Source organism: Arsenicicoccus piscis (genome assembly GCF_022568835.1).
Lineage (GTDB): Bacteria > Actinomycetota > Actinomycetes > Actinomycetales > Dermatophilaceae > Arsenicicoccus > Arsenicicoccus piscis.
In genome coordinates this window covers 561204-585387 of the sequence record NZ_JAKZHV010000003.1, presented here as the reverse complement: position 1 = coordinate 585387, position 24184 = coordinate 561204, and the positions used below count along the sequence as shown (strand labels likewise).

The 24184-nt window shown below is 68.9% G+C and carries 21 protein-coding genes; 8 read left to right on the top strand and 13 right to left on the bottom strand.

What is annotated here, in order from left to right; genetic code table 11:
- Positions 1-32: 32 nt before the first annotated feature.
- Entirely contained in the window at positions 33-4010 is a 3978-nt protein-coding gene (locus MM440_RS08635) for a helix-turn-helix domain-containing protein (RefSeq protein WP_241443892.1), read from the top strand.
- A gap of 304 nt (positions 4011-4314) precedes the next feature.
- Here the strand turns inward: MM440_RS08635 and MM440_RS08630 are convergent, their stop codons facing one another.
- Together MM440_RS08630 and ychF are read right to left on the bottom strand one after the other, a co-directional pair.
- On the bottom strand, positions 4315-4857 hold the full coding sequence (locus tag MM440_RS08630) for a hypothetical protein (protein ID WP_241443891.1): 543 nt from the start codon (positions 4855-4857) through the stop codon (positions 4315-4317).
- A gap of 2 nt (positions 4858-4859) precedes the next feature.
- Positions 4860-5963 carry a redox-regulated ATPase YchF gene (gene ychF / locus MM440_RS08625; RefSeq protein ID WP_241443890.1) on the bottom strand — a complete coding sequence of 368 codons (1104 nt, stop codon included), beginning with the start codon at positions 5961-5963 and terminating at the stop codon, positions 4860-4862.
- A 63-nt stretch (positions 5964-6026) separates the two neighbouring features.
- Between ychF and MM440_RS08620 the strand changes: the two genes are divergently transcribed.
- Entirely contained in the window at positions 6027-7283 is a 1257-nt protein-coding gene (locus MM440_RS08620; protein ID WP_241443889.1) for a DNA recombination protein RmuC, read from the top strand.
- A gap of 30 nt (positions 7284-7313) precedes the next feature.
- Positions 7314-8552 carry an LCP family protein gene (locus tag MM440_RS08615; protein WP_241443942.1) on the top strand — a complete coding sequence of 413 codons (1239 nt, stop codon included), beginning with the start codon at positions 7314-7316 and terminating at the stop codon, positions 8550-8552.
- A 21-nt stretch (positions 8553-8573) separates the two neighbouring features.
- Here the strand turns inward: MM440_RS08615 and alr are convergent, their stop codons facing one another.
- Genes alr through MM440_RS08600 form a run of 3 tightly spaced genes read right to left on the bottom strand, consistent with a single transcriptional unit; the run spans position 8574 to position 11418 of the window.
- Positions 8574-9734 carry an alanine racemase gene (alr, locus tag MM440_RS08610; RefSeq protein ID WP_241443888.1) on the bottom strand — a complete coding sequence of 387 codons (1161 nt, stop codon included), beginning with the start codon at positions 9732-9734 and terminating at the stop codon, positions 8574-8576.
- A complete protein-coding gene (locus tag MM440_RS08605) occupies positions 9731-10360 on the bottom strand; it encodes a hypothetical protein (protein ID WP_241443887.1) in 630 nt (209 codons plus the stop codon). Before MM440_RS08605 ends, alr begins: the two co-directional genes overlap by 4 nt.
- A 17-nt stretch (positions 10361-10377) precedes the next feature.
- Entirely contained in the window at positions 10378-11418 is a 1041-nt protein-coding gene (locus MM440_RS08600) for a 4-hydroxy-3-methylbut-2-enyl diphosphate reductase (protein ID WP_241443886.1), read from the bottom strand.
- Between the two features lie 22 nt (positions 11419-11440).
- Between MM440_RS08600 and xseA the strand changes: the two genes are divergently transcribed.
- On the top strand, positions 11441-12724 hold the full coding sequence (xseA, locus tag MM440_RS08595) for an exodeoxyribonuclease VII large subunit (protein WP_241443885.1): 1284 nt from the start codon (positions 11441-11443) through the stop codon (positions 12722-12724).
- Positions 12725-12730: 6 nt separating this feature from the next.
- Here xseA and MM440_RS08590 read toward each other — a convergent pair whose 3' ends face one another.
- Positions 12731-13084, bottom strand: a complete 354-nt coding sequence (locus MM440_RS08590; RefSeq protein WP_241443884.1) for an exodeoxyribonuclease VII small subunit — start codon at positions 13082-13084, stop codon at positions 12731-12733.
- A gap of 18 nt (positions 13085-13102) precedes the next feature.
- The gene (locus MM440_RS08585; protein ID WP_241443883.1) at positions 13103-13657 is read right to left on the bottom strand and encodes a DUF4245 domain-containing protein; all 555 of its coding nucleotides are present in this window, start codon (positions 13655-13657) and stop codon (positions 13103-13105) included.
- A 127-nt stretch (positions 13658-13784) separates the two neighbouring features.
- On the opposite strand from MM440_RS08585, the gene MM440_RS08580 reads away from it, so the two are divergent.
- On the top strand, positions 13785-14711 hold the full coding sequence (locus tag MM440_RS08580) for a carbohydrate kinase family protein (RefSeq protein WP_241443882.1): 927 nt from the start codon (positions 13785-13787) through the stop codon (positions 14709-14711).
- A gap of 119 nt (positions 14712-14830) precedes the next feature.
- Here the strand turns inward: MM440_RS08580 and MM440_RS08575 are convergent, their stop codons facing one another.
- From MM440_RS08575 to MM440_RS08565, 3 genes are read right to left on the bottom strand one after another with little or no spacing between them, the layout of a single operon-like run.
- Entirely contained in the window at positions 14831-15685 is an 855-nt protein-coding gene (locus tag MM440_RS08575; protein ID WP_241443881.1) for a carbohydrate ABC transporter permease, read from the bottom strand.
- A complete protein-coding gene (locus tag MM440_RS08570) occupies positions 15682-16842 on the bottom strand; it encodes a carbohydrate ABC transporter permease (protein ID WP_241443880.1) in 1161 nt (386 codons plus the stop codon). The genes MM440_RS08575 and MM440_RS08570 overlap by 4 nt, the downstream gene beginning before the upstream one ends.
- Complete coding sequence (locus tag MM440_RS08565) at positions 16839-18143, bottom strand: ABC transporter substrate-binding protein (protein ID WP_241443879.1); 1305 nt, start codon at positions 18141-18143, stop codon at positions 16839-16841. Before MM440_RS08565 ends, MM440_RS08570 begins: the two co-directional genes overlap by 4 nt.
- Positions 18144-18455: 312 nt before the next feature.
- Between MM440_RS08565 and MM440_RS08560 the strand changes: the two genes are divergently transcribed.
- Positions 18456-20147: a fumarate hydratase gene (locus tag MM440_RS08560; protein ID WP_241443878.1), complete on the top strand. Its 1692-nt coding sequence runs from the start codon at positions 18456-18458 to the stop codon at positions 20145-20147.
- On the top strand, positions 20144-20818 hold the full coding sequence (locus MM440_RS08555) for a carbonic anhydrase (RefSeq protein ID WP_284283491.1): 675 nt from the start codon (positions 20144-20146) through the stop codon (positions 20816-20818). Before MM440_RS08560 ends, MM440_RS08555 begins: the two co-directional genes overlap by 4 nt.
- A 67-nt stretch (positions 20819-20885) precedes the next feature.
- Here the strand turns inward: MM440_RS08555 and glmM are convergent, their stop codons facing one another.
- From glmM to rplM, 3 genes are all read right to left on the bottom strand, one after another.
- Positions 20886-22232, bottom strand: coding sequence for a phosphoglucosamine mutase (glmM, locus tag MM440_RS08550; protein WP_241443877.1), 1347 nt, complete (start codon positions 22230-22232; stop codon positions 20886-20888).
- Between the two features lie 175 nt (positions 22233-22407).
- Positions 22408-22911, bottom strand: coding sequence for a 30S ribosomal protein S9 (gene rpsI, locus MM440_RS08545; RefSeq protein ID WP_241443876.1), 504 nt, complete (start codon positions 22909-22911; stop codon positions 22408-22410).
- Positions 22912-22953: 42 nt separating this feature from the next.
- The gene (gene rplM, locus MM440_RS08540; protein WP_241443875.1) at positions 22954-23397 is read right to left on the bottom strand and encodes a 50S ribosomal protein L13; all 444 of its coding nucleotides are present in this window, start codon (positions 23395-23397) and stop codon (positions 22954-22956) included.
- Between the two features lie 206 nt (positions 23398-23603).
- Between rplM and MM440_RS08535 the strand changes: the two genes are divergently transcribed.
- A complete protein-coding gene (locus MM440_RS08535; RefSeq protein WP_241443874.1) occupies positions 23604-24173 on the top strand; it encodes an ArsR/SmtB family transcription factor in 570 nt (189 codons plus the stop codon).
- The last annotated feature ends 11 nt before the right edge of the window (positions 24174-24184 follow it).

The window sequence follows — 24184 nt, the reverse complement described above, 5'->3', positions numbered from 1 at the left end:
ACACAAAGTCTACATGTTGGTATGCTGTTGGTGTGAATGGTGCTGCTTCTGAGTTCCTGAACGTGCGTGAGACGGCCAAGCGGCTGGCCGTCCACGAGAACACCGTGCGGGCGTACGCCAAGCAGGGATTGCTCCCGGATGCGCGGGTGCCGGGGACGTCGTTCTACAGGTTCCGAGCGAGCGACGTGGAGGGCCTCAGAGCGCAGCGCGGAGCGCCCGCCGTGAGTCTTGCGGCCGAACGACGAACCGCCAGTCCCGAATATGCGAGTGCAAGCCAGCTCGCGCTGTGGCCCCAGACCAACGCGCGCGAAGCTCAGGATCGGCTTCCAGAGTTGGTGCGTAGGCTCTTGTTCGAGACCCCCGGGGCTGGCCAGATCTCAATTCGGACAGGCGATGGGGTCGCCCTGGCTGGCAAGGACGGCGTAGCGACCCTCGAGCGGCAGACGCAATTGCTGCCGGTCGGAACGATCTGGTTCGAGTTCGGCACCGACAAGGACTCCAAGCGCAAAGCCACTAAGGACTACGACGGACGCAAGGGCGAGGCATCGCAAGACGTCACCTTCGTCTTCGTTACAGTCCGTCGATGGCAAGGCAAGGACACGTGGGCGGCCGAGCGACGCGCCGAGCAGCTCTTCAAGGATGTCCTCGTCCTCGATGCGGATGACCTCGAAGCTTGGCTGCAGGTTGCGCCCGCCGCACACCTGTGGATCTCTGAAACTCTCGGGCTCCGACCCCGGGACGCGCTGACTCTGGAGACATGGTGGGACCGCTCTTCCGCTGCGACCGAACCGGCTCTTCCGCTGAAACTCTTCATCGCCGGGCGGGCTAAGGAGGCGCAGCGACTGCGCTCCCTGCTTGATGAGGAGCCGAGGGTTACATCGATCCAGACCGAGTGGGTCGACGACGCCTTGGGGTTTCTGCATGCGTCCCTTGCACGCGACGACGACAACTCGAATGAACCCGGCACCGTCACAATCGTCCGGTCGACGGGCGTCTGGGATCGAATGGTGGCACTCCCAGGGCCGGGGATCTTGGTGCCCGACTTCGACAATGCAGACGTAGCACGCGCCCTCGCTAGCGGTAGGCACGTCGTCGCTATCGTAGATAGCGGCTCTGCGGTGCGCCGCAGCGTCGACATTCACCTGCCGAGGGTTGGCCGAAACGAGGCGGCCGAGGCATTCAGAGCAGGCGACGTCGAATGGCACCAAGCCGATCGCCTCGCGGTACTTGCTCGTCGGAGCATGCCCGCATTGGTGCGGCGGCTTTCGCGCTCACCTCGCGTGCAGCAGCCCACGTGGTCTCGGCCCCCGCTGGCCGACACGCTCGCCGCACTGATGCTGGCCAGTCGTTGGACCGATCTACCCGAGGACCTGCACGTCCTGAGCGAACTGGCCGCCATCCCCTCAGTCGACCTACAGCGCGCGATCGCCGACGCCAGTCGCGGATCCGATCCGGCGATCCGGAGCGTGCGGAATGTCTTTGTATTCACCTCCCTGGAGGAGGCGTTCCTCGAGTTTGGCAACCGGGTGTCATCCGAACTGGCGTCGCGATGGGCACAGATCGCAACCAGCGTCCTCCTGGACCCAAGTCCCTATGAAGGCCTGAGTTCGCACGAGCGGATCGCCGCTCGAATGAAGGGACAGCGGAGAACCTACTCGCCTGCCCTGCGGCGCGGTATCGCCGAGAGTCTCGCCCTGGCGGGAGCGATCGAATCAATCCCCGGTGGCACCAATCACGCTTCCTCAGTGGCCGAACGGGTTGTGCGCGACGTTCTACGTCAGGTCACTGCCGGCTCCAAGGGTCACACTTGGGGAGCGATCGCCGACGTGCTTCCGCTTCTTGCCGAGGCCGCTCCAGACACCTTCCTTTCGGCACTGGAGGATGACCTTGCAACCAGCGAGCCGACCGTCGGCCGCCTGTTCCAGGCCATTGACGAGCCGCTGGCACTGGGGCCGTCGGGTCAACAGCATCACCTGTTGTGGGCCTTGGAAGTGCTCTGCTGGTCGCCCGATCACCTCGTTCGCGCAACACAGATCCTGACCGAACTCTGCCGCTACGACCTGCCGAAGAACTCGGGCAACAATCCACTCGCAAGCATGTCGACCGTCCTTTGCGGATGGATTCAAAACACTGGCGCAGATCTTGCGACCCGACTCCAAGCGCTCGATGCCTGCCGGATCGTGAGCGAGACGACAGGTTGGGCTTTACTCAAGGCCCTGTGGCCCGACAGCAATGCCTGGGTTTCGCCGCCCAATGAGCCGCGCTATCAACTCTGGAAGCCCCCCAGCGACCGGATGCCGAACAGCGAATGGTTCGCTTTCGCGACGAGCCTCGTCGACCGAGCACTCGCATGGGTCATGGCAGATCGCACCGCCCTGCCATGGCTTGTGGAAGCGCTGTCCACGGTTGGCCCGGACGAAGCGAATCGGATCATCGAGTTCCTCGAGGACGAGGCATCGCGCGGCGACTTGGATGAAGACGTGCGACTGGCCCTGTTCGAACAGGTCCGAGAGACCGCAGCGCGGCACGAGCGTTTGCAGGACGCAGACTGGGCGATGCCGGCGGAGCGACGCGCCCGCTTACACAAACTGGCCGAATTGCTCCAACCTGCTGATGACCTCCGCCGGTTCGCATATCTCTTCAATCGGCACCCCGACCTGTCGGGTGCAGACCTGAACGACTACGAGCACTACCGGAAAGCGCTGGAAGCCAAACGGCGCGAAGCACTTGACGTTCTGTTTGCCCGCCCCGACGCGTGGGAACAGCTCGGCGCAGTAGCGGCCCGTGCTGAGGCTCCGACACAGGTCGGTTGGACTCTGTCAACCTACGATCCGATTGATGCTCTCGACACCATGCTGGAATGGCTGGCATCGGATAGCACAGCGCTTCAGGAAACCGCGGCAACGTGGGTTCGAAGCCACCTCGCCGTCGATGGACCAGCGGATCTCAGGCGAGCGCTCGAACGGGGCGACGTGGCGAGCGAGGCCCTGAGAAGGTTCGTGCTCAACGTCCCGACGGAGAGCCGGTTCTGGGAGATTCTCCGCGAGTTCCCAGCTGCTGAAGACCTCTTCTGGTCCGAGGCACATTTCGAGGTCGTTCCCCATGAAGATCTCACCAGAGCTATCGATTTGCTCCTTGAGCGAGCACGAGCTTGGTCGGCGATTGCGATCGCGAGCCACGGCATCTTCAACCCGACAGCAGACCAGAAGAAGCATCTCCCGAGCGCAACGCTGGTCCTATCCGTGTTGCGCGCGGCGATCACCCAGGACCCCGGGCGGGCGGGGATGTCACAGATGACCGACCACGACGTCGGGACCTTGCTGGACTACCTAGCCGCAGCCGACGTGCCAGTTGCCGACCTGGCATCTCTGGAGTTCGGCTATTTAAGGCTCCTCCAGCACAACCGCGAACCACGTGCCCTTAACCGGGCTCTCGCCTCGGACCCCGCCCTGTTCGTTGACCTCGTTCAACGAACGTTCCTGGGTACAAACGAGCCTCAACGTCAGAGCAAGAGCGCGGATCCGCTAACTGAGCACGCTTGGTGGGTCCTTCGCGGTTGGCACGGCTTCCCGGGACGACAGGAAGACGGCACACTTGATCAAGCTGCGATGCAGGCGTGGGTCAAGCAGGCTCGTCTGCAACTATCCGACCTCGACCGAGCGGACATCGGCGACGAACTGATTGGCCAAACCTTTGCCCACGCGCCGGTCGACGCCGACGGAATCTGGCCACCCGTTCCAGTCCGAGATCTCATCGAGTCGATCGGGAGTCGCAACCTAGAGAACGGCGCAATCACCGGCCGACTGAACAGCCGCGGTGTCACCTGGCGTGGTGTCTACGACGGCGGCAGCCAAGAGAGAACGCTGGCTGAGCAGTACAAGCAATGGAGTCTGGGTGTCCAGGTGCATTGGCCCCGAACTGCACGGATCTTGCGCGCCATTGCAGAGTCCTACGAACGGGACGCCGTCCGTGAGGACGAACGAGCCCAACTGGACCAAGATCTGGACTGACACCGCTGGAAGCTCTGGCGATGCGCGCCATGGCCGTTCGTCGCCAGTTTCAGGCATGCCCGCGCCACAGATCCGCTTCTGTTGAACTGATCCCGGACCTGCGCCGCACCGGCCGCAAGAGTCACCTCACGGGCGGGCCTCTGGCAGCACTCGGGGTGCGGAGACGGCCCTGGGAACGGCCGGATCGAGCCCGTCACGCAAAAGTTCTTGCGGACTCCGTGCGGACTGGGAGGGATCACACCCCCTCTGACCTGCGGAAACGCTCTGATTCACACGTTGAAGCGGAACTCGACCGCGTCGCCCTTCACCAAGGGGTACCCGCCCGAACCACGAACAGCAAGGCAGAGACACCGGCGAAGACCAGCAAGGTGATGCCCATCCAGGGTCCCACCAGACGGCTGGAGACGCTCTCGCCGCCGACCCGAGGAACCAGCGCAGCGAGCCCAGCCGCCTGGATGGTCCCCAGGCCGGCCAAGGACAGGTCATCGAGGAACAATGCCAAGGGTACGAAATGCAGGGCCACGACGAGAGCCACCCACCAAGCCATCCAGCGGCCCTTACCCCTGCGGTGCAGGAACAGGCAGCCGACCAGCGACAGCAGCACCTCCAAGCCGACGACTAGCCCGAACCACGGGTACCTCCCCTCCAGCGCACTGCCCTCACCCCACCGGGCGAACACCCCGTAACCGAACAACCCTGCCAGCAGGAGGCCCATCGCCGATCCGGCGCCGAGCCACGGTCGCCACGCCGGCGGCGGGTCCTCCTGACCCCAGCCGAACCAGACGAACGCCATCAGACCGAACCATGCGATGGTGAAGGCATGGTCGCGAACGAAATCGGTGAACACGTCTACTTCTTCCCGCCAGAGGCGAGCCCGCTGCGGAACTCGACCACGTCCCCGTCGGCCATCACGTAGTCCTTGCCCTCGATCCGCACGCGACCGGCCTCCTTGGCCTTCTGCATGGAGCCGGCGGCGACCAGGTCGTCAAACGAGACGACCTCGGCCTTGATGAAGCCGCGCTCGAAGTCGGTGTGGATGACACCCGCCGCCTGCGGGGCGGTCCAGCCCTTGCGGATCGTCCAGGCGCGTGACTCCTTGGGCCCGGCCGTCAGGTAGGTCTGCAGACCCAGCGTGTGGAATCCCTTGCGCGCCAGCTGGTCCAGCCCGGCCTCGGTGACGCCGACCGACTCGAGCAGCTCCTTGGCCTCGTCCTCGTCCAGCTCGGCCAGGTCCATCTCGAGCTTGGCGTTGAGGAAGATCGCGTCCGCGGGGGCCACCATCGCCTGCAGCTCGGCCTGTAGCGCCTCGTCGGTCAGCTGGTCCTCGTCGACATTGAACACGTAGAGGAACGGCTTGGTGGTGAGCAGGAACAGCTCCTTGATCGCCGCCAGGTCGACGCCGGCCTCCGCACCCTTGGCGTAGAGCGTGTCCCCGGCCTCCAGCACCTTCTGGGCCGCGAGGGCGTTGTCAAGCACCGCCTTGTCCGTCTTCTTGCCCTTGACCTCCTTCTCCAGGCGCGGGATGGCCCGCTCCAGGGTCTGCAGGTCGGCGAGGATCAGCTCGGTGTTGATGGTCTCGATGTCCGAGCTCGGGGAGACCTTGCCGTCGACGTGCACGACGTCGTCGTCCTCGAAGGCGCGGATGACCTGGCAGATCGCGTCGGACTCGCGGATGTTGGCGAGGAACTTGTTGCCGAGCCCCTCCCCCTCGGACGCGCCGCGCACGATGCCGGCGATGTCGACGAAGGACACGGTGGCGGGCAGGATCTTCTCGCTCTTGAAGACGCCGGCGAGGACCTTCAGGCGGGGGTCCGGCAGCGGGACCACGCCCACGTTGGGCTCGATCGTCGCGAACGGGTAGTTCGCGGCGAGCACGTTGTTCTTGGTCAGGGCGTTGAACATGGTCGACTTGCCGACGTTGGGCAGACCGACGATCCCGATAGTAAGAGCCACGAGGCACGAGTCTACGGGCCCGGGTGCGGGGGGTCTGTCACACCTCGGTGCCACAGTGTGCCTATGGCTCCTTCCACCGGCACCCTCGTCCTCGTAGCCCTCGTGGCCCTGGTCGCGCTGCTCGTCGGCGCGGCGCTCGCGTTCGTCACGGCACGAGCGATGGGCGCCGCCCAGGTCGCCGCGCTCACCACCGAGCGTGACCTGCTCCGCGAGCGTTGTGTAGACCTCGAGGCAGCTCTGGGCGACGACCAGCAGACCGCCGCCACGCTGGCCCCGCTGCGTGACGCCCTGCAGCGGGTGGAGCGACAGGTGGGGGCGCTCGAGCGGGACCGCCAGCAGCAGTTCGGCTCGCTCGGCACCCAGCTGGAGCACGTGGGGGCAGCCACCGCGGCCCTGCGCGACCAGACGGCGAGCCTGGCCGGAGCCCTGCAGTCCTCGACGGTGCGTGGCACGTGGGGCGAGAGCCACCTGCGCCGCCTGCTCGAGCACGCCGGCCTGGTCGCGCGGTGCGACTTCGACGAGCAGGTGCGCGCGGTGAGCAGCCACGGCGCCCAGGTGCGGCCCGACGCGGTGGTCCGACTGCCCGGTGACCGGGTGCTCGTCATCGACGCGAAGGCCCCCATGACCGCCTTCCTCGCGGCCCACGCCGAGGGGCTGTCGAGCGACCAGCAGGGCGCCCAGCTGCGGGCGCACTCCCGGCACCTGCGCGGTCACGTCGACACCCTGGCCGGCAAGGCCTACTGGTCGGCCTTCGCCCAGACCCCCGAGCTGGTCGTGTGCTTCGTCCCGAGCGACGCGGTGCTGGTCAGCGCGCTCGACCACGACCCGGCGCTGTTCGACGACGCCCTGGCCAAGAAGGTCGTGCTCACCTCACCGGCGACCCTGCTGGCGCTGCTGCGCACCGTCGCCTTCACCTGGCAGCAGGACGCCCTCACCACCCACGCCACCCAGCTGCTGGCCCTCGGCAGCGACCTCTACAGCCGGCTGGGCACGATGGCGGGTCACGCCACCCGTCTCGGCGGGCAGCTGACCCGGTCCGTCGAGAGCTACAACGCGTTCGTCGGGGCGCTCGAGTCCCGGGTCCTCGTGACGGCGCGCCGGATGCACGAGCTGGGCCTCGTCGCCGAGGCGGCACCGGAGGTGAGCCCGGTCGACCCGGCGCCCCGGCCGCTCACCGCCGTGGAGCTGATCGAGGCTCTGGACGCCGACGTCGACCACCGACCGGCGATCGTCGACCACGCCGCCGATCACGCGCCCGAGCAGCTCACCGACCGCGACGCCGGGGATCCACCGGTCGTGCGAAGATCAGCACACGGATGATACGCCTGGTCTACACTCAGTGACGTGATCATGGAGGAGCCGGCAGCCCATCCGACGCCCGAGGGTGATCCCCCGCGCCGCGCGCGGCGTCGCCGCCACCCGGTCCGCAACTCGTTCATCGTGCTCGCGTCGCTCCTCGTCCTCGCGGTCGCCGCAATCGGCGGCTACGCGTGGTACCTCAACGACAAGGTCGACCACAACGTCAAGCGGGAGGCCCTCCTCCCGGGCCAGTCCGCCTCCAGCACCCCTGGCAGCTCGGGCTCGAGCAGCGCCTCGGGCACCAACGTGCTGAGCGACACGGCCGAGATCCGGATGAACGCGAAGGGTCAGCTGGTCGACGGGCAGGACAAGCCCTACGTCGACGAGCTCGGCAACCCCATCCCGGTGCCGGTCGAGATCCAACAGGCGTTCGCCAAGCAGGGCCCGGGCGTCATCACGCTACCGAGCAAGCGGCTCGCCCAGCCCAGCCGCGCCGCCACGCAGCACGATTCGCTCAACTACCTGGTGATCGGCAGCGACCGGCGCGGCAGTGAGCGCGGGCGCTCCGACGTCATGGTCCTCGTGCACGTGTCGAGCGACCGCAAGCGGGTCGACCTGTTCCACTTCCCGCGCGACCTGTGGACCAACATCTCCGGCATCGGGCACGCCAAGCTCAACGCCGCCTACGGCTTCGGCGGCACCAAGAAGCTCATCGAGACGATCCAGCCGATGGTCGGGGTGCCCATCGACCACGTGGCGCTGGTGGACTTCCAGGGCTTCCAGAAGATGACCGACGCCATCGGCGGCGTGGACGTGCAGGTCCGCGAGGCCAGCCCGGGCTACCCCGTCGGCACCATGCACATGAACGGCCAGCAGGGCCTGGACTTCGTGCGCGACCGGCACGACCTCGCCCAGGGCGACATGGGCCGCGGCCAGCGGCAGATGGACTTCATCAAGGCGGTGCTGATGAAGGCCCTGCAGCCCAGCGTCCTGCTGAACCCGAGCGAGTTCGGCGCCTTCCTCGACGCGGCCACCACCAGCCTCACCGTCGACCAGACCTTCACGACGTCGGCCATGCGCGACGTGGCCTTCTCGCTGCGCAACATGTCGTCCAGCGACATCCACACCGGCACCATCCCGTGGTCCGGCGTGGGCATGGAGAACAGGCAGTCGATCGTGCGCCCCGCCCCTGAGCAGCTGGCCAAGCTGGCCGAGGCGCTGCGCACCGACTCGCTCGCCGGCTACGTCGACAACGTGTCCCCCAAGACGGGGTTCGGCCCGACCAGCTAGACCTCGCCGAGCTAGACCCGGCTAGGGCTCGCCGAGGTAGACCCGCGGGACGCGCCGGTCGATCCGGCAGGTGATCTCGTAGGTGATGGTGCCGAGCAGCTCGGCCAGCTCGTCGGTGCTGATCTCCTCGCCACCCTGCCGTCCGATCAGCACGACCTCGTCCCCGACGGCGTCGGGACCGTCCGGCCCCAGGTCGACCATCGTCTGGTCCATGCACACCCGGCCCACGACCGGGCACGAGCGTCCGCCCACGAGCACCCGGCCCCGGTTGGACAGCAGCCGGTTGTACCCGTCGGCATAGCCCACGGGGACGGTGCCCACCACCGTGTCCCGCGGCGCCACCCAGGTGCGGCCGTAGCCCACGCTCTCCCCGGCCCGCACCGGCTTGACCTGGGTGAGCCGGGACCGCCAGGTGATGAGCGGCCGCAGCGGCACGGTGCGTGGCGTCGACGGGTCGGGGTAGTAGCCGTAGACCATGATCCCCGGCCGCACCAGGTCGAACCACGACTGCTCGTGCGCGAGGACACCGCCGGAGTTGGCGGCGTGCACCAGCTCGATCCGCCGGCCGATCGCGGCCTGCACGTCGTCGACGACCGCGGCGAACCGGGCCAGCTGGTCGCGCGTGAAGGCGTCCTCTGCGGCGGTGTCGGCCACCGGCAGGTGGGTGAAGAGACCCTGCAGGTCGACGTCCGGGCACTCTCGCTCCAGGACCAGCGCGAGCGCTGCCGCCTGGTCGGGGGCCACCCCGATCCGGCGCATGCCGGTGTCGACCTTGAGGTGGGCGACGGCGCGCGTCCCGAGGCGTGCGGCGCTCTCCTGCAGCGCGCGGGCACCGGCGACGCTGGTGACCGTCAGGGCGATGCCGGCACCGACCGCTGCGTCCAGCTCGGCCCCGGGCCGCGCGGAGGACAGCTTGAGGATGGGCAGCTCGATGCCCGCGGCACGCAGCTCGAGCGCCTCGGGCACGGTGGCGACGCCGAACCAGTCGACCAGACCGGCGCCCGCCGCAGCCCGCGCGATCGGCACCGCGCCGTGGCCGTAGCCGTCGGCCTTCACCGCCAGCAGCACCTGTCGCTCGTCGCCGACCCGAGCCCGGATGGCGCGCAGGTTGTCCCGCAGGGCGTCCAGGTCGACGACCAGCTCGGTCGCGTAGAGGTCCTCGGGCTCCGGCTCGGCGGTCACCCGCCCTCGCTCTCCGACTCCCGCATGGTGCCCTCGACGGTGCAGCGGTAGGGGGCGGTGCCGAACGCGCCGGCCGTGTCCGGGTCACCGGCGCCCGTGAAGGACGCCGTCTGCTTGGCCTTCACGGTGGCGTCGAACGAGCCCCCGCCGACGTGCGCGCCCTTGGCGTCGACGATGCCCACGTCGAGGATGAAGTGGTCGACCTTGCTGAGTCGGCTGGCCAGCGTCCCCTTGAAGGTGAAACCGGCGCCGGAGCGCACGCACGAGGTGAAGGTGAGCGTGCCGCCATCGATGGTGATCGGCTTGCCCACGGCTCCGCCGGAGGCTCCCGCGGTCGGCGTGGCGACGGTGGTGAACGACCCGGTCGGCACCACCGACGTCGGCGCACCCCCCGGGGTGGCCCCGGTGGTCGGCGCGACCGTCGTCGCCGTCGTCAGGGGGCCCGAGGTCGTGGCGCCGGGCGTCGTGGGGCCCGTGGTCGTGGGGGTCGCCGCGGCGCCACCGGTGCGCGCCGGGCCGGCCGGGGTCGTGGCGTCCGTCGCGCACGCCGCGAGCGCCGTGGCCCCCGCCGCGGCGAGCAGCACCCAGCGCGCCGCTGCGCCCCGCCTCGTCGTCTCGCTGGTCATGTCCTCCCCCGTCCTGGTCAGTGCAGCGACCCGGCGTCGTGCCGGACCTTGCTCGCCTCGGCGCCGGAGCGCGCCTTGAGGTCACGGCGCAGCTCGTTCGGGAGCGCGAAGAGCAGCGACTCCTCGGCCGCGACGACCGGCTGGACGTCCTGGTAGCCGCGGCTCGCCAGGTAGTCCAGCACGTCGCGCACCAGCACCTCGGGCACCGACGCCCCGCTCGTGACGCCCACGGTCTCGACCCCGTCGAGCCAGGACTCCTCGATCTCGTCCGCGAAGTCGACGAGGTGACCGGCCCGCGCACCGTGCTCGAGGGCTACCTCGACCAGCCGCACCGAGTTGGAGGAGTTGCGCGACCCGACGACGATCATCAGGTCGGTGTCGGCGGCCATCTGCTTCACGGCCAGCTGGCGGTTCTGCGTGGCGTAGCAGATGTCGTCGCTCGGCGGGTCGATCAGCTGCGGGAACTTCTCGCGCAGCCGGCGCACGGTCTCCATCGTCTCGTCGACCGACAGGGTCGTCTGGGAGAGCCACACGACCTTGCTCGGGTCGCGCACCTCGACGTTGGCGACGTCGTCGGGGCTGTCGACGATGGTGATGTGCTCGGGGGCCTCGCCGCTCGTGCCGACGACCTCCTCGTGCCCCTCGTGGCCGATGAGCAGGATGTCGTAGTCGTCGCTCGCGAACCGTCGGGCCTCGCGGTGCACCTTGGTCACGAGCGGGCAGGTCGCGTCGATGGTCTTGAGGGACAGCGCGGACGCCTCCTCGTGCACGATCGGTGCCACTCCGTGCGCGGAGAAGACGACGGTAGCGCCCTCGGGCACCTCGTCGGTCTCGTCGACGAACACGGCGCCGCGCCGGCGCAGGGTCTCCACGACGTGCTTGTTGTGGACGATCTCCTTGCGGACGTAGACCGGCGGGCCGTAGAGCTCGAGCGCCTTCTCGACGGTGACGACCGCGCGGTCCACGCCGGCGCAGTAGCCGCGTGGCGCAGCGAGCAGCACCCGCTTGGTCGGGGTGGGCTCGACCTGCTGCGGATCGGAAATGTTCGGTGTCGTCACCACTCGATTCTAAGGTGAGCGGGTGAGCAACGAGCAGCGGTCCGCCACGGGAGGTGCCGGCGCGGGCGGTTCGTTGCCAGAGCGGGCCAACCAGACGACCCCCGAGCAGCCCTGGCCGGTGCGCGTCCTGTCGCTCAAGATCGAGGACTACGTCGACAAGATGGCGCCGCTGTGGGTCGAGGGCCAGGTGGTCCAGCTGACCCGCCGGCCGGGTTCGAGCCTCGCCTTCCTCACCCTGCGCGACCCCGACGTGGACATGTCGCTCTCGGTCGCGCTGCAGGCGGGCGCCCTGGACCGTCTCGGGACGCCGCTGTCCGACGGGGCGCGGGTGGTCGTGCACGCCAAGCCGACCTTCTGGACCAAGCGGGGGTCGCTGCAGCTCGACGGCCGGGCCATCCGGGCCGTCGGGGTCGGCGAGCTCCTCGCCCGCATCGAGCACCTGCGCCGCACCCTCGCGTCCGAGGGACTGTTCGACGCCGACCGCAAGCGGGCGCTACCCTTCCTCCCCCGACGCATCGGGCTGGTCTGCGGCCGGGCCAGCGCGGCCGAGCACGACGTCGTCCAGAACGCCCGGCGCCGTTGGCCGGCAGCGCGATTCGAGATCCGCCAGGTCGCGGTGCAGGGCTCGAACGCCGTCTCCGAGGTCTGCGCCGCGATCCGTGAGCTCGACCGTGACACGGAGGTCGACGTCATCGTCGTGGCCCGGGGCGGCGGCTCCGTCGAGGACCTGCTGCCGTTCTCCAACGAGGCCATGCTGCGCATCGCGGCGGCCTGCGTCACCCCGCTCATCAGCGCCATCGGGCACCACGAGGACACCCCGCTGCTCGACCTCGTCGCCGACTGGCGCGCCTCGACCCCGACCGACGCCGGCAAGCGGGTGGTGCCCGACCTCGCCGAGCAGCACGCCATCGTCCACGGCGCGGTCGCGCGAGCCCGAGCCGCCGTCGAGCGGCGCCTCGCCACGGAGCAGCGGTCCCTGGCAGCGCTCCGCTCCCGGCCGGTGCTCGCCGCCCCGCAGACCCTGATCACGCGCCGCCGCGAGGAGCTGGAGCTGCTGGTCGACCGGTCGCGCCTGCGGCTGGAGCGTCGGGTCGAGCGCGCAGGCTCCGACCTCGCCGCCCAGGTGGGCCGGCTGCGGGCGTTGTCTCCGCTCGCGACGATGGAGCGGGGCTACGCGGTCGTGCAGCACAAGGACGGGACGTTGGTGCGAACCCAGCGCGAGGTCAAGGTCGACGAGCTGCTGCGCGTGCGGGTCTACGAGGGCGACTTCGCCGTGCGTGCCGTGGGGCGACCAGCGACGTCCTGACGAGTGCTACCCCTCGTCCTCCGCGTCCTTCGCGTCGCCGTCGTCATCCTGGTCCGCCCCGTCCGCGGCACCCGCCTCGTCCTCGGCGCCAGCACCACCAGCGAGCCGCTGCTCGGCCTGGTCCAACCAGCTCTGGCAGTGCGCGGCGAGCGCCTCGCCGCGCTCCCACAGCGTCAGGCTCTCCTCGAGCGGGAGCTGCCCGGCCTCGAGCCGCGCCACGATCCGCACCAGCTCGTCGCGCGCCTGCTCGTAGCGCAGGGAGGCGATGTCGTCCGGGATCGCTCGGGCGGTCGAGGCGGGACCCGAGTCCTCGCCCGACGCCGAGCTCGTCTCACTGGGTCGCTGCGCAGCCTTGGCCATGCTGCGACCCTACCGGGGTCATCGGACGGGCGGCGTCAGGCTGGCGACGAACGCGGCCAGCTGATCGGCGGGCGCGTTGGACGACACGACCGTCCACGGCGTCGTCCCGGTGCCGCGGTGCACGAGCGAGCGGTTGCCCTTGTCGTCCGCGAACACGTCGTAGACCACCCCGCCGACGGTCTGGGTGCCGGCGGCCTGGGCGCCGTCGACGGCGTTGTCGACCCACTCGGCGGTGCCGGCCTTGGCCTGCCGCACGGCGTAGTAGGTGTTGGCGGCGAGGTAGCCGACCTGCCAGGTCGGGACCTTGGCCTGGGTCTCGTAGCGGGCGACGTTGACGGTCCACCCGGCCGGCAGCGGCGTGCGCTGCGACGGCGACCAGCCCGCCTGCGACTGGACCTGGGTCGCCACCGAACCGGCGTCCAGGGAGCGACGCGGGACCTCGCTCGGGCGAGCCACCATCATGACGAAGAACAGCGTCGCGCCCACGAGGACGAGCATCGACAGGACCATCGACTGCAGGTTGCCCATCCCTCGGCGACGCTTGGGCGGGTCGGGAACGACGGTAGAGCTCACCGATCCATCCTCCCATGCGTGCCAACCTCGCCCGGACCACCGCCCCAGGGAGCGTGGGGCGGGGGCAGCGACCATACTGGCGCGAGGGATCGGCCCCCTCGAGGCGGGCCACGAGAAGGGAAGAGGCATGACATCACGCACCCTCGTCGTGGGCGAGGCGCTCGTCGACATCGTCCATCGGCACAACGGCCGCGTGGACGAGCACCCGGGCGGCAGCCCCGCCAACGTCGCGATCGGGCTCGCCCGGCTGGGCCACCAGGTCGACTTCGCCGCCCACTTCGGTCAGGACCGCTACGGCCAGCTGGTGCACAACCACCTGGTGCGCGAGCCCAACCTGCACCTGACGCCGGGCACCGACCAGGCCGACCGGACCCCGACGGCGAAGGCCCTGATCGACGCCTTCGGCGCCGCCACCTACGAGTTCGACCTGGCCTGGGACGTCGCCGAGGCGCTGGATGACGAGCCGGTCGGGCACCTGCACACCGGCTCGATCGCCGCCACGCTCGAGCCGGGCGGCTCCGCCGTGGTCGCCGCGGCGAAGCGGGCGCGCGAGACGGGCACCGTGTCCTACGACCCCAACGCCCGGCCCACGATCATGGGCTCCCCCGCCGAGGCCCGCCCCCGCATCGAGGAGCTGATCGCGCTCTCCGACGTGGTCAAGGCCAGCGACGAGGACGTCGAGTGGCTCTACGACAACCAGGACCTGCGCGAGGTCATGCAGGGCTGGGGCCAGCACGGTCCGAGCCTGATCGTCGTCACCCGCGGGCACCGCGGGTCCACCAGCCTCGTGGTCAACACCGGCGAGATCGTGGACCTCCCGGCCGGCAAGACCGTCGTCGTCGACACCGTCGGCGCGGGCGACTCGTTCATGGCCGGCCTGATCTCCGGGCTGCTCGACGCCGGCTTCCTCGGCTCCACCAAGGCCCGCGAGGGGCTGCGCGCCGCCCATCTCGTAGACCTCCTGCCCGCCCTCTCGCGCGCCGGCGGCTGCTCGGCCATCACCGTCGCCCGCGCGGGCGCCAACCCGCCCACGCGCGCCGAGCTGGAGGTCTGACCCAGCGGCCCTACTGTTCAGCGGATACCGAGAACAAGCAGGCATGACGAAGCCCCCCGAGCCAGGCTCGGGGGGCTTCGTCGATGCGGACGCGTGGCTCTCGCGATGGTTCTACGAGATCAGCCCTTGACCGCACCCGAGGTCATGCCGCGGATCATGAAGCGCTGCAGCAGGACGAACACGAGCATCGGGATGATGATCGAGATGAACGCACCCGCGGTCAGCAGCTCCGCTCCCTGGCCCTGCGAGCCGAGGAGCTGCTGGAGCTTGACGATGACCGTCGTGTTCTCGCTCTTGAGGAAGAGCTTGGCCACGAGCAGGTCGTTCCAGACCCAGAGGAACTGCAGCGTCGCGAACGCAGCCATGGCCGGGATGGACATGGGCGCCACGAGCCGCCAGAAGGTCTGGTAGTGCGAGCAGCCGTCGATCTTCGCGGACTCGACGATCGAGCGCGGCAGGGTGCTCATGTAGTTGCGCAGCGTGTAGATGCACAACGGCATGCCGAATCCCGTGTGGAGGATCCACGTCGCGATGTACTGACCGCTGATCCCGAGGCCACGCGGGCCGAACAGGTCGAGCATCGGCTGGAAGGCGACCTGGATCGGCACCACCATGACCGCGATGATCAGCAGGAAGAACAACTCCTTGAACCGGAAGTCCATGAAGGTGAACGCGTAGGCGGCGAAGGCCGCGAACATGATCGGGATGATGGTCGCGGGGATGGCGACGACCAGGCTGTTGATGAAGCCCGTGCCCAGGTCGCTGCCGTTCCAGGCCCCCGAGTAGTTGGCCGTGGTCCAGCCGCCCTCGGTGAAGGCACGCCACCAGCCGGAGGCTGCCGCCGCGTCGCGCGTGCGGAAGGACGTGACCAGAAGGCCGAGGGTCGGGATGGTCCACAGGATGGAAAGAAGGACCATCGTGACGATGGAGAACGGGCTGACTGGGCGCCCGTCCTTCATGAGGCGCTGGCTCATCGGTTGTTCTCCTCGGCCCGGAAGTGACGAATCTGGTAGACGATCAGCGGGGTGATCGCGATGAGCAGGACGACGACGATGGCGGTCGCCTGCCCAGCCTCGCTGGCTGCGAACAACTTGTTGAAGAACAGGTTCGCGATCACGTCGGTGCCGTACTGACCGTTCGTCGCCACGTAGACGATGTCGAAGACCTTGAGCACGGTGATGAACACGGTGACGAAGACGGTGATGATCGTGCCCCAGATCTGCGGGATGACCACCTTCCAGAAGATCTGGAACTCCGTCGCACCGTCGATGCGTGCCGCCTCCAGGGTGTCGTCCGGCACACCCTTGATGGCCGACGACAGCAGCACCATGGCGAAACCAGCCTGCAGCCAGATCAGCACGATCATCAGCAGGAAGGAGTTGAACTTGCCGGTCTGCAACTGGATCCACACCTGCGGCTCGCCGCCGAGCGTCGTCCAGATCGCGTTGAGCATGCCGGTGTCCTTGGCGCCCTTGTCCGCGGTGTTGTACTGGTAGATCAGCATCCAGATCGCCCAGGCTCCGACGGCCGAGATGGCCATGGGCATGAAGATCAGGCTCTTGGCCACCCGCTCGCCGAACTCGGACAGCTTGTCGGACAGCACCGCGACGACGACACCGAACGCGACGACGACCGCCGGGACGATGAGCAGCCACAGGACGTTGTTGATGATCGCCGTCCAGAAGGCGCCGTCACTGAAGATGGTCCGATAGTTCTGCAGACCGACGTAGGCGGTGCTGTCGGCGTTCGCGAACGAGTAGTTGATCGTCTGGAACGTCGGGTAGATCAGCATCAGGCCCACGAGCAGGAAGCCCGGCAGCAGGAAGCCATAGGGAATCACGCCCTCGGCCAGACGCGCGGGCAGTCCCTCGATGAACACGTTGAGGAAGTAGAACAGCGCGTACGCACCGCCGACACCGCCGACGATCGCGAGCAGGCCGATGATGATCTTGTTGCCGAACTTCTCGGGGTAGTAACCGAAGGCCAGGAACAGGTTGCCCAGCCCCCAGAGCACGAGGAACATCCCGACGATCCCGATGAGGATCTTGACCGGGTTGGCCCTCAGCTTCGCCTCGGGGTCAGCATCGCTGATGGTTGTCTGGGGCGGCCTTGCCGCAGTCGAGGTGCTCATGACTTCGGCCACGCGGCTTCGATGTTGTCGGCCGTCGTCTTGCTGTCCTGGCCGTTGACCCACGCGATCATCTGCTTCCAGAAGACGTCCGAGCCGATGACCTTGGGCATCACGTCGGAGCCGTCGAAGACGATGGCGTCCGCCTCGTTCGCCATCTTGGCGACCTCACGCGTCAGGTTGTCCGGGTAGTTCGCCACGTCGAACGTCTTGTGCGGGCTCATCCAGCCGCCGGCCTTGGCCCATGGCACACCGAACTTGTCCGAGGAGAGGAACTTCATGACGGCGATGGAGTCGGGGTCGTTGCCGTTGAACAGCGCAGCGAGGTCACCGCCACCGAGCACCGACTTGCCCTTGAACCCGCCGGCGTACTCCGGGGCGGCGAAGAGCTCGACCTGGTTGTCGGTGTCCTTCTTGACGGACGCAGGCAGGAAGCTCTGGTAGAACGATCCCTGCTTCATCATCATGCACTTCGGCGGCGTGGCGAACGCCGGCGTCATGGCCTCGCCGAACTTCGTGGCGGTGATGGCCTGGGTGCCACCGAGGACCTGACCGGGCGTCTTCGCCACCTTGGCGAACTCGTCGAACGCCTTGACGATGCGCGGGTCGTTGAAGGGGATGCGGTGGAAGATCCAGTCGTTGTAGACCTCCGGGCCGTACATCTTGAGGACGAGCTCCTCGATCCAGTCGGTGCCGACCCAGCCGGTGGCCTGGTCGGAGCCCCAGCCCATGCACCACGGTGCGATGTTGCTGGCCTTGACCTTGGCGGACACCGGACCAACCATGTTCTGCCACGTGTCGAGCTGACCGTAGTTGCCCGAGTCCCAGGCCTTCTTCGGGACCCAGATGAGGCTCTTGTTGGCGTTGCGCATCGGCGCGCCGTAGACGCGACCCTGGTAGCGACTCACGTCGAGCAGACCCGGGAGGAGGGTCCTGGCGATCGCGTCGTAGTCCAGGAAGGTGTCGATCGGCTGGATCTTCTTCTGCGCGGCGAACTCGAGCAGACCACCGGGCTGCGGGAAGAGCGCGATGTCGGGGCTGTCGCCGGCGTTGACCTTCTGCTTGATGGTGGTGGTGAAGTCCTGGTCCGAGGTGTACTGCACCTTGATGCCGGACGACTTCTCGAACTCGGCCATCGAGGCGACGAACTGCTTCTCCTCGTCACCTCCGAACGCACCGAGGATCGTCACGACCTTGTCGCCGTCGGCGCTCCCGCCGTCGACGTAGGCGTTCCCACCTGTGCCGCCACCCCCGCCGCCACCGGCGTTCGGGTTCTGCAGACAGCCGGTACTCAGCAAGGCCACCGCGCCGACGACGGCTGTCGTCTTCGCAAACGTAGATGCGCGCATCTAGGTCACTCCTGACTTCTTCGTCTGGCGGCCACGGTCATCGACGACCGTGGGGGCACCGCCACTGAGAACGTACTCTGCTTGAACGTTCCACAAACATCAATGGCCAGACCGTTACCGGGTTGATAACGATGAGGTCACCGAGGCCACCCCCTCCCCCGACCAGCGCGTTCACCCCATCCCAGGGACCGCACGTCGGCCCCGGCGATGCTGCTGGGCCGGCTGCGCCCTAGGCTGGTCCCCTAGCCCAGACCCAAGGAGTGCGTCGTGCCGGAGTTCGCCTACGAGGACCTGCTGCCCATCGGCGAGGACCAGACCCCCTATCGCCAGCTGAGCAGCGAGGGGGTGCGCACCGTCGAGGGCCCGGGTGGCCGGACCTTCCTCGAGGTGGACCCCGAGGCGCTGACCCTGCTCGCCGAGACGGCGATGCACGACATCGCCCACTTCCTGCGCCCCGCGCACCTGGCCCAGCTGCGCCGCATCCTCGACGACCCGGAGGCGAGCAACAACGACAAGTTCGTCGCCCTCGACCTGCTGAAGAACGCCAACATCGCCGCCGGCGGGGTGCTGCCCATGTGCCAGGACACCGGCACCGCGATCATCATGGGCAAGCGCGGCCAGCACGTGCTGACCCCCGGCGTCGACGAGGAGCCGCTCTCGCAGGGCGTCTACAACGCCTACACGCGCCTCAACCTGCGCTACTCCCAGATGGCACCGGTGACCATGTGGGAGGAGAAGAACACCGGCTCCAACCTGCCCGCCCAGGTCGAGCTCTACGCCGACACGCTGCCGGGGCACGAGACGGTCTACAAGTTCCTGTTCATGGCCAAGGGCGGGGGCTCGGCGAACAAGAGCTACCTGTTCCAGGAGACCAAGGCGATCCTCAACCCCGACCGGCTGATGAGCTTCCTCGACGAGAAGATCCGCGGCCTCGGCACGGCGGCCTGCCCGCCCTACCACCTCGCCATCGTCATCGGCGGCACGTCCGCGGAGTTCGCGCTCAAGACGGCGAAGTACGCGTCCGCGAAGTACCTCGACACGCTCCCGACCAGCGGCAACGCCGAGACCGGGCGGGGCTTTCGCGACGTCGAGCTCGAGGAGCAGGTGCACGAGCTGACCCGGCGCACCGGGATCGGCGCGCAGTTCGGCGGCAAGTACTTCTGCCACGACGTCCGCGTCATCCGACTCCCCCGCCACGGCGCGTCGCTGCCCGTCGCCATCGCGGTCTCCTGCTCGGCCGACCGCCAGTGCCTCGGCAAGATCACCCCCGAGGGCGTGTTCATCGAGCAGCTCGAGACCGAGCCCGGCCACTTCCTGCCGGACACGACCGACGAGCACCTGGCCGACGACGGCGCCGACACCCCGGACGTGGTCCAGATCGACCTGACCCGGCCGATGGAGGAGATCCGCGCCGAGCTGACCAAGCACCCGGTCAAGACGCGGCTGTCGCTCACCGGCACGCTCGTCGTCGCCCGCGACATCGCCCACGCCAAGATCAAGGAGCGCCTCGACGCCGGCGAGGAGATGCCGCAGTACCTCAAGGACCACCCGGTCTACTACGCCGGGCCGGCCAAGACCCCCGAGGGCATGGCCTCCGGGTCCTTCGGCCCGACGACGGCCGGTCGGATGGACTCCTACGTCGAGCAGTTCCAGGCGGCCGGCGGCTCGATGGTCATGCTGGCCAAGGGCAACCGGAGCAAGCAGGTGACCGACGCGTGCGCGACGCACGGCGGGTTCTACCTCGGCTCGATCGGTGGGCCCGCGGCCCGCCTCGCGCAGGACTGCATCAAGTCCGTCGAGGTCCTCGAGTACCCCGAGCTGGGCATGGAGGCGGTCTGGAAGATCGAGGTCGAGGACTTCCCCGCGTTCATCGTCGTCGACGACAAGGGTGACGACTTCTTCGCCGAGGTCACCAAGCCGGTCGCCCTGACCATCCCGACCCGGGCGGGCCTGAAGTGAGCCCGCTGCGCACGGACCTCGGGCCGGTCAAGGGCGGTTACCGCCCGCAGAACCCGCGCGAGGCGTGGGAGCGGATGCTGCGCGGCAACGACCGGTTCGTCAACGGCGAGCGGCGTCACCCCAACCAGGACGTCGAGCGGCGGGCCCAGCTGGCGAACGGTCAGGACCCCTTCGCGGTGCTGTTCGGCTGCTCGGACTCGCGGGTGGCCGCCGAGATGGTCTACGACCAGGGCCTCGGTGACCTGTTCGTCGTGCGCACGGCCGGTCACGTGCTCGACCCGTCAGTGATCGGCTCGATCGAGTTCGGCGTCGAGATCCTCGCGACGCCGCTGGTCGTCGTCATGGGCCACGACTCGTGCGGCGCGGTGAAGGCGGCCATCGGCGGTGCGGCGAACGGGAACCTGCCCAAGGGCTACATCCGCGACGTCGCCGAGAAGGTCATGCCGTCGGTCATCCAGGCGCAGACCGCCGGCACCGTAGAGCCCGACGAGGTCGGGGCGTGGCACGTGCGGCGCACCGTCGAGATGCTCGCCGACCGCTCCACCATCCTCGAGCGTGCCGTAGACCGTGGCGAGACGGCCATCGTCGGCGTCACCTACCGGCTCGTCGACGGCCAGATCCACCTGGTCAACCACCTGGGCGACATCGGCCCGGCCACGACGCTGGTCTAGGCACCCGGGCGCAGGGCAACCGGGTGTAGCCGCCCGGGTGTCGGCACCCGGGCGGCGGGGGGACGGTCTACAGGCTCAGCTCGGTCTTGACCACGTCGGCGAGGCGCTGGGCGATGGCGTAGGCCTGGTCCTGGGACTCCGCCTCGACCATGACGCGCACGAGCGGCTCGGTGCCCGACTTGCGCAGCAGCACCCGGCCGGTGGTGCCGAGCTCGCGCTCGGCGTCCTGCACCGCGCCCTGCAGCGCGGCGTTGCCCTCGACACCGTTCTTGTCGACCCCCTTGACGTTGATGAGCGACTGCGGGAGTCGGTTCATGACGGCGGCCAGCTGCTTGAGCGTGCGACCGGTCTGCGCGACCCGCGAGGCGACCAGCAGGCCGGTGAGCGTGCCGTCGCCGGTGGTGCCGTGGTCGAGCACGATCACGTGCCCGGACTGCTCACCCCCGAGGGAGTAGCCGCCCGCCTTCATGTCCTCGAGCACGTAGCGGTCGCCGACTGCCGTCTTGCGCACGGTGATGCCCTCGCGCTCCAGCGCCTGGAACATGCCGAGGTTGCTCATCACGGTCGCGACCAGGGTGTTCTGCTTGAGCACACCGCGCTCGCGCATGGCGATGGCGAGGATCGACATGATCTGGTCGCCGTCGACGGGCGCGCCGGTGTGGTCGACCGCGAGGCACCGGTCGGCGTCGCCGTCGTGGGCGATGCCGAGGTCGGCACCGTGCTCGACCACGGCCGCCTGCAGCATGCCGAGGTGGGTCGAGCCGTAGCCGTCGTTGATGTTGAGCCCGTCCGGCTCCGCGCCGATCACGACGACGTCGGCGCCGGCGGTGCGGAAGGCCTGCGGCGACACCCGGGCGGCCGCGCCGTGGGCCGCGTCGATGACGATCTTGAGGCCCTCGAGGCGGTGCGGGATCACCGACATCAGGTGCGCGACGTAGCGGTCGTGGCCGTCCTTGAGCGGCCGGATGCGGCCCACGTCGGAGCCGATCGGGCGCTCCCACTCCTCAGCGAGCCGGGCCTCGATGGCGTCCTCGACGGCGTCGTCCAGCTTGTGCCCGCCGCTCGCGAAGAACTTGATGCCGTTGTCGGGCATGGCGTTGTGCGAGGCGGACAGCATGACGCCGAAGTCGGCACCGATCTCGGCCGTCAGGAAGGCGATCGCGGGGGTCGGCAGGACGCCCGCGTCGAACACGTCGACCCCGGCCGAGGCGAGCCCGGCGCACACGGCCGCCGAGAGGAACTCACCCGACGCACGCCCGTCCCGACCGACGACCGCCTTGAGCCGGCGCCCGCCCGACCGGGACTGCTCGCCGAGGACGTGCGCCGCAGCGACCGACAGCTGCAGGGCGAGGTCGGCGGTGATGTCGCGGTTGGCGAGGCCACGGACGCCGTCCGTGCCGAAGAGACGTGCCACGTGGGGCTCCTTGTCGAGAGGGCGAAGCTGTCGGGTGGGCCGTGCGGGCCCGTCGGGAACGGTTGATCGCCTGCACGGTACTACGCGAGCGACCCCGCACCTCGGCAAGAGGGCGGGGTCGCTGCGATGCGCTGCTACGCGGCGGTGGGCGCGGTGAGCGCACTGAGCGCCGGGATCAGCGCTTGGAGTACTGCGGCGCCTTGCGCGCCTTCTTCAGACCAGCCTTCTTGCGCTCCGGGACGCGAGCGTCGCGGGTCAGGAAGCCGGCCTTCTTCAGCACCGGGCGGTTGAGCTCCTCGTCCACGCCGTTGAGGGCGCGGGCGATGCCCAGGCGGACGGCGCCGGCCTGGCCGGACATGCCGCCACCGGTGACGCGCACGAGCACGTCGTAGGCGCCGTCGAGCTCGAGCACCTTGAACGGGTCGGACACGATCTGCTGGTGGACCTTGTTGGGGAAGTACTCGGCCAGGGACTTGCCGTTGATCTTCCACTCACCGGCGCCGGGGACGATCCGGACGCGGGCGATGGCCTGCTTGCGGCGGCCGGTGCCCGCACCGGGGGCCGAAGCGGTGGGCTTGCGGGTCGGCTCGCTCGGGGCGGTGGACTCGCTGGTGAACTCGGTCAGCTCGGGCTCGTCGACGTCGAGCTGAGCGTCGTAGTCGGCGGTGGTGTCAGCCACGATTCTCCTCTGTGTGCTTTCCGCAGGTCGCGGGGGCGCGACTTACTGCGCGACCTGGGTGATCTCGAAGGGAACAGGCTGCTGAGCCTGGTGGGGGTGCTGGTCGCCCTTGTAGACCTTGAGCTTGGTCATCTGCTGGCGGGCCAGGGAGTTCTTGGGGAGCATGCCGCGCACGGCCTTCTCCACGGCCTTCACCGGGTTCTTGTCCAGGAGCTCGGCGTAGGAGACGCTCTTGAGGCCGCCCGGGTAGCCCGAGTGCCGGTAGGCGCGCTTCTGCTCGAGCTTGGCGCCGGTGAGGGCGACCTTCTCGGCGTTGATGATGATGACGAAGTCGCCCATGTCGACGTGGGGCGCGAAGGTCGTCTTGTGCTTGCCGCGCAGCAGGGTCGCCGTCTGGGTGGCCAGCCGACCGAGCACGACGTCCGTCGCGTCGATCACGTGCCACGCGCGAGTGACGTCGCCCGCCTTGGGGGTGTAAGTACGCATGTCTGCCTTACGTGCTGGAGGTGAACACTGTGCGTGCGCAGCCCGGTCGGGCGTGGCACAACGACTTTCCAGTCTACGGACCTCGATGCGGGCACCCAAATCCCCGTCGACGCCCCGGTCCACCGGCTCTGACCTGCGACGATGCCGTTCATGCGGTCCGCGCGGCGGATCGTTGCAAACGAAGTGTGCAACGGTATTATGCATTCATGAGCACGGATGAGCGCCTGGCGGCCCGCGCGCACCCGCTGCGCTCCCGGCTGCTGCGCGAGCTCGCGACCGGGCCCGCCACCGCCACGGACCTCGCCGGTCGGCTCGGCACCAACAGCGGCGCCACGAGCTACCACCTGCGCCGGCTGGCCGCGGTCGGCCTCGTGGTCGACACCGAGGCCGGCACCGGCCGGCGGCGGGAGTGGGCCCTCGCCCCCGATCCGGTAGACCCCCCGGCCGGCTCCGAGCCCGCCGACGCCGAGGCGCTGGACTGGCTCGAGCGCGACTACCTGGCGTATCTGTCCGACAAGGCCACCGCCTACCTCGACACGGCCGACGAGTGGCCGGCGCGCTGGCGCGAGGCAGCCGGGCAGCGCGACTACCTCATCCAGGTCACCGACGCCCAGCTGCGGTCGTTCAACGCCGAGCTGGCCGAGCTCGCCGCCCGCTACCGGAACGTCGGGCAGGGCAACCCCGCGGCCAAGCGGGTCTCGGTCTACCAGGTCAACCTGCCGCTCGACCCGCCCCCGCGCCGCGCCGCGCGGTCCTCGCGACCTGGGCGCCCGTAGCCGTGACCTCC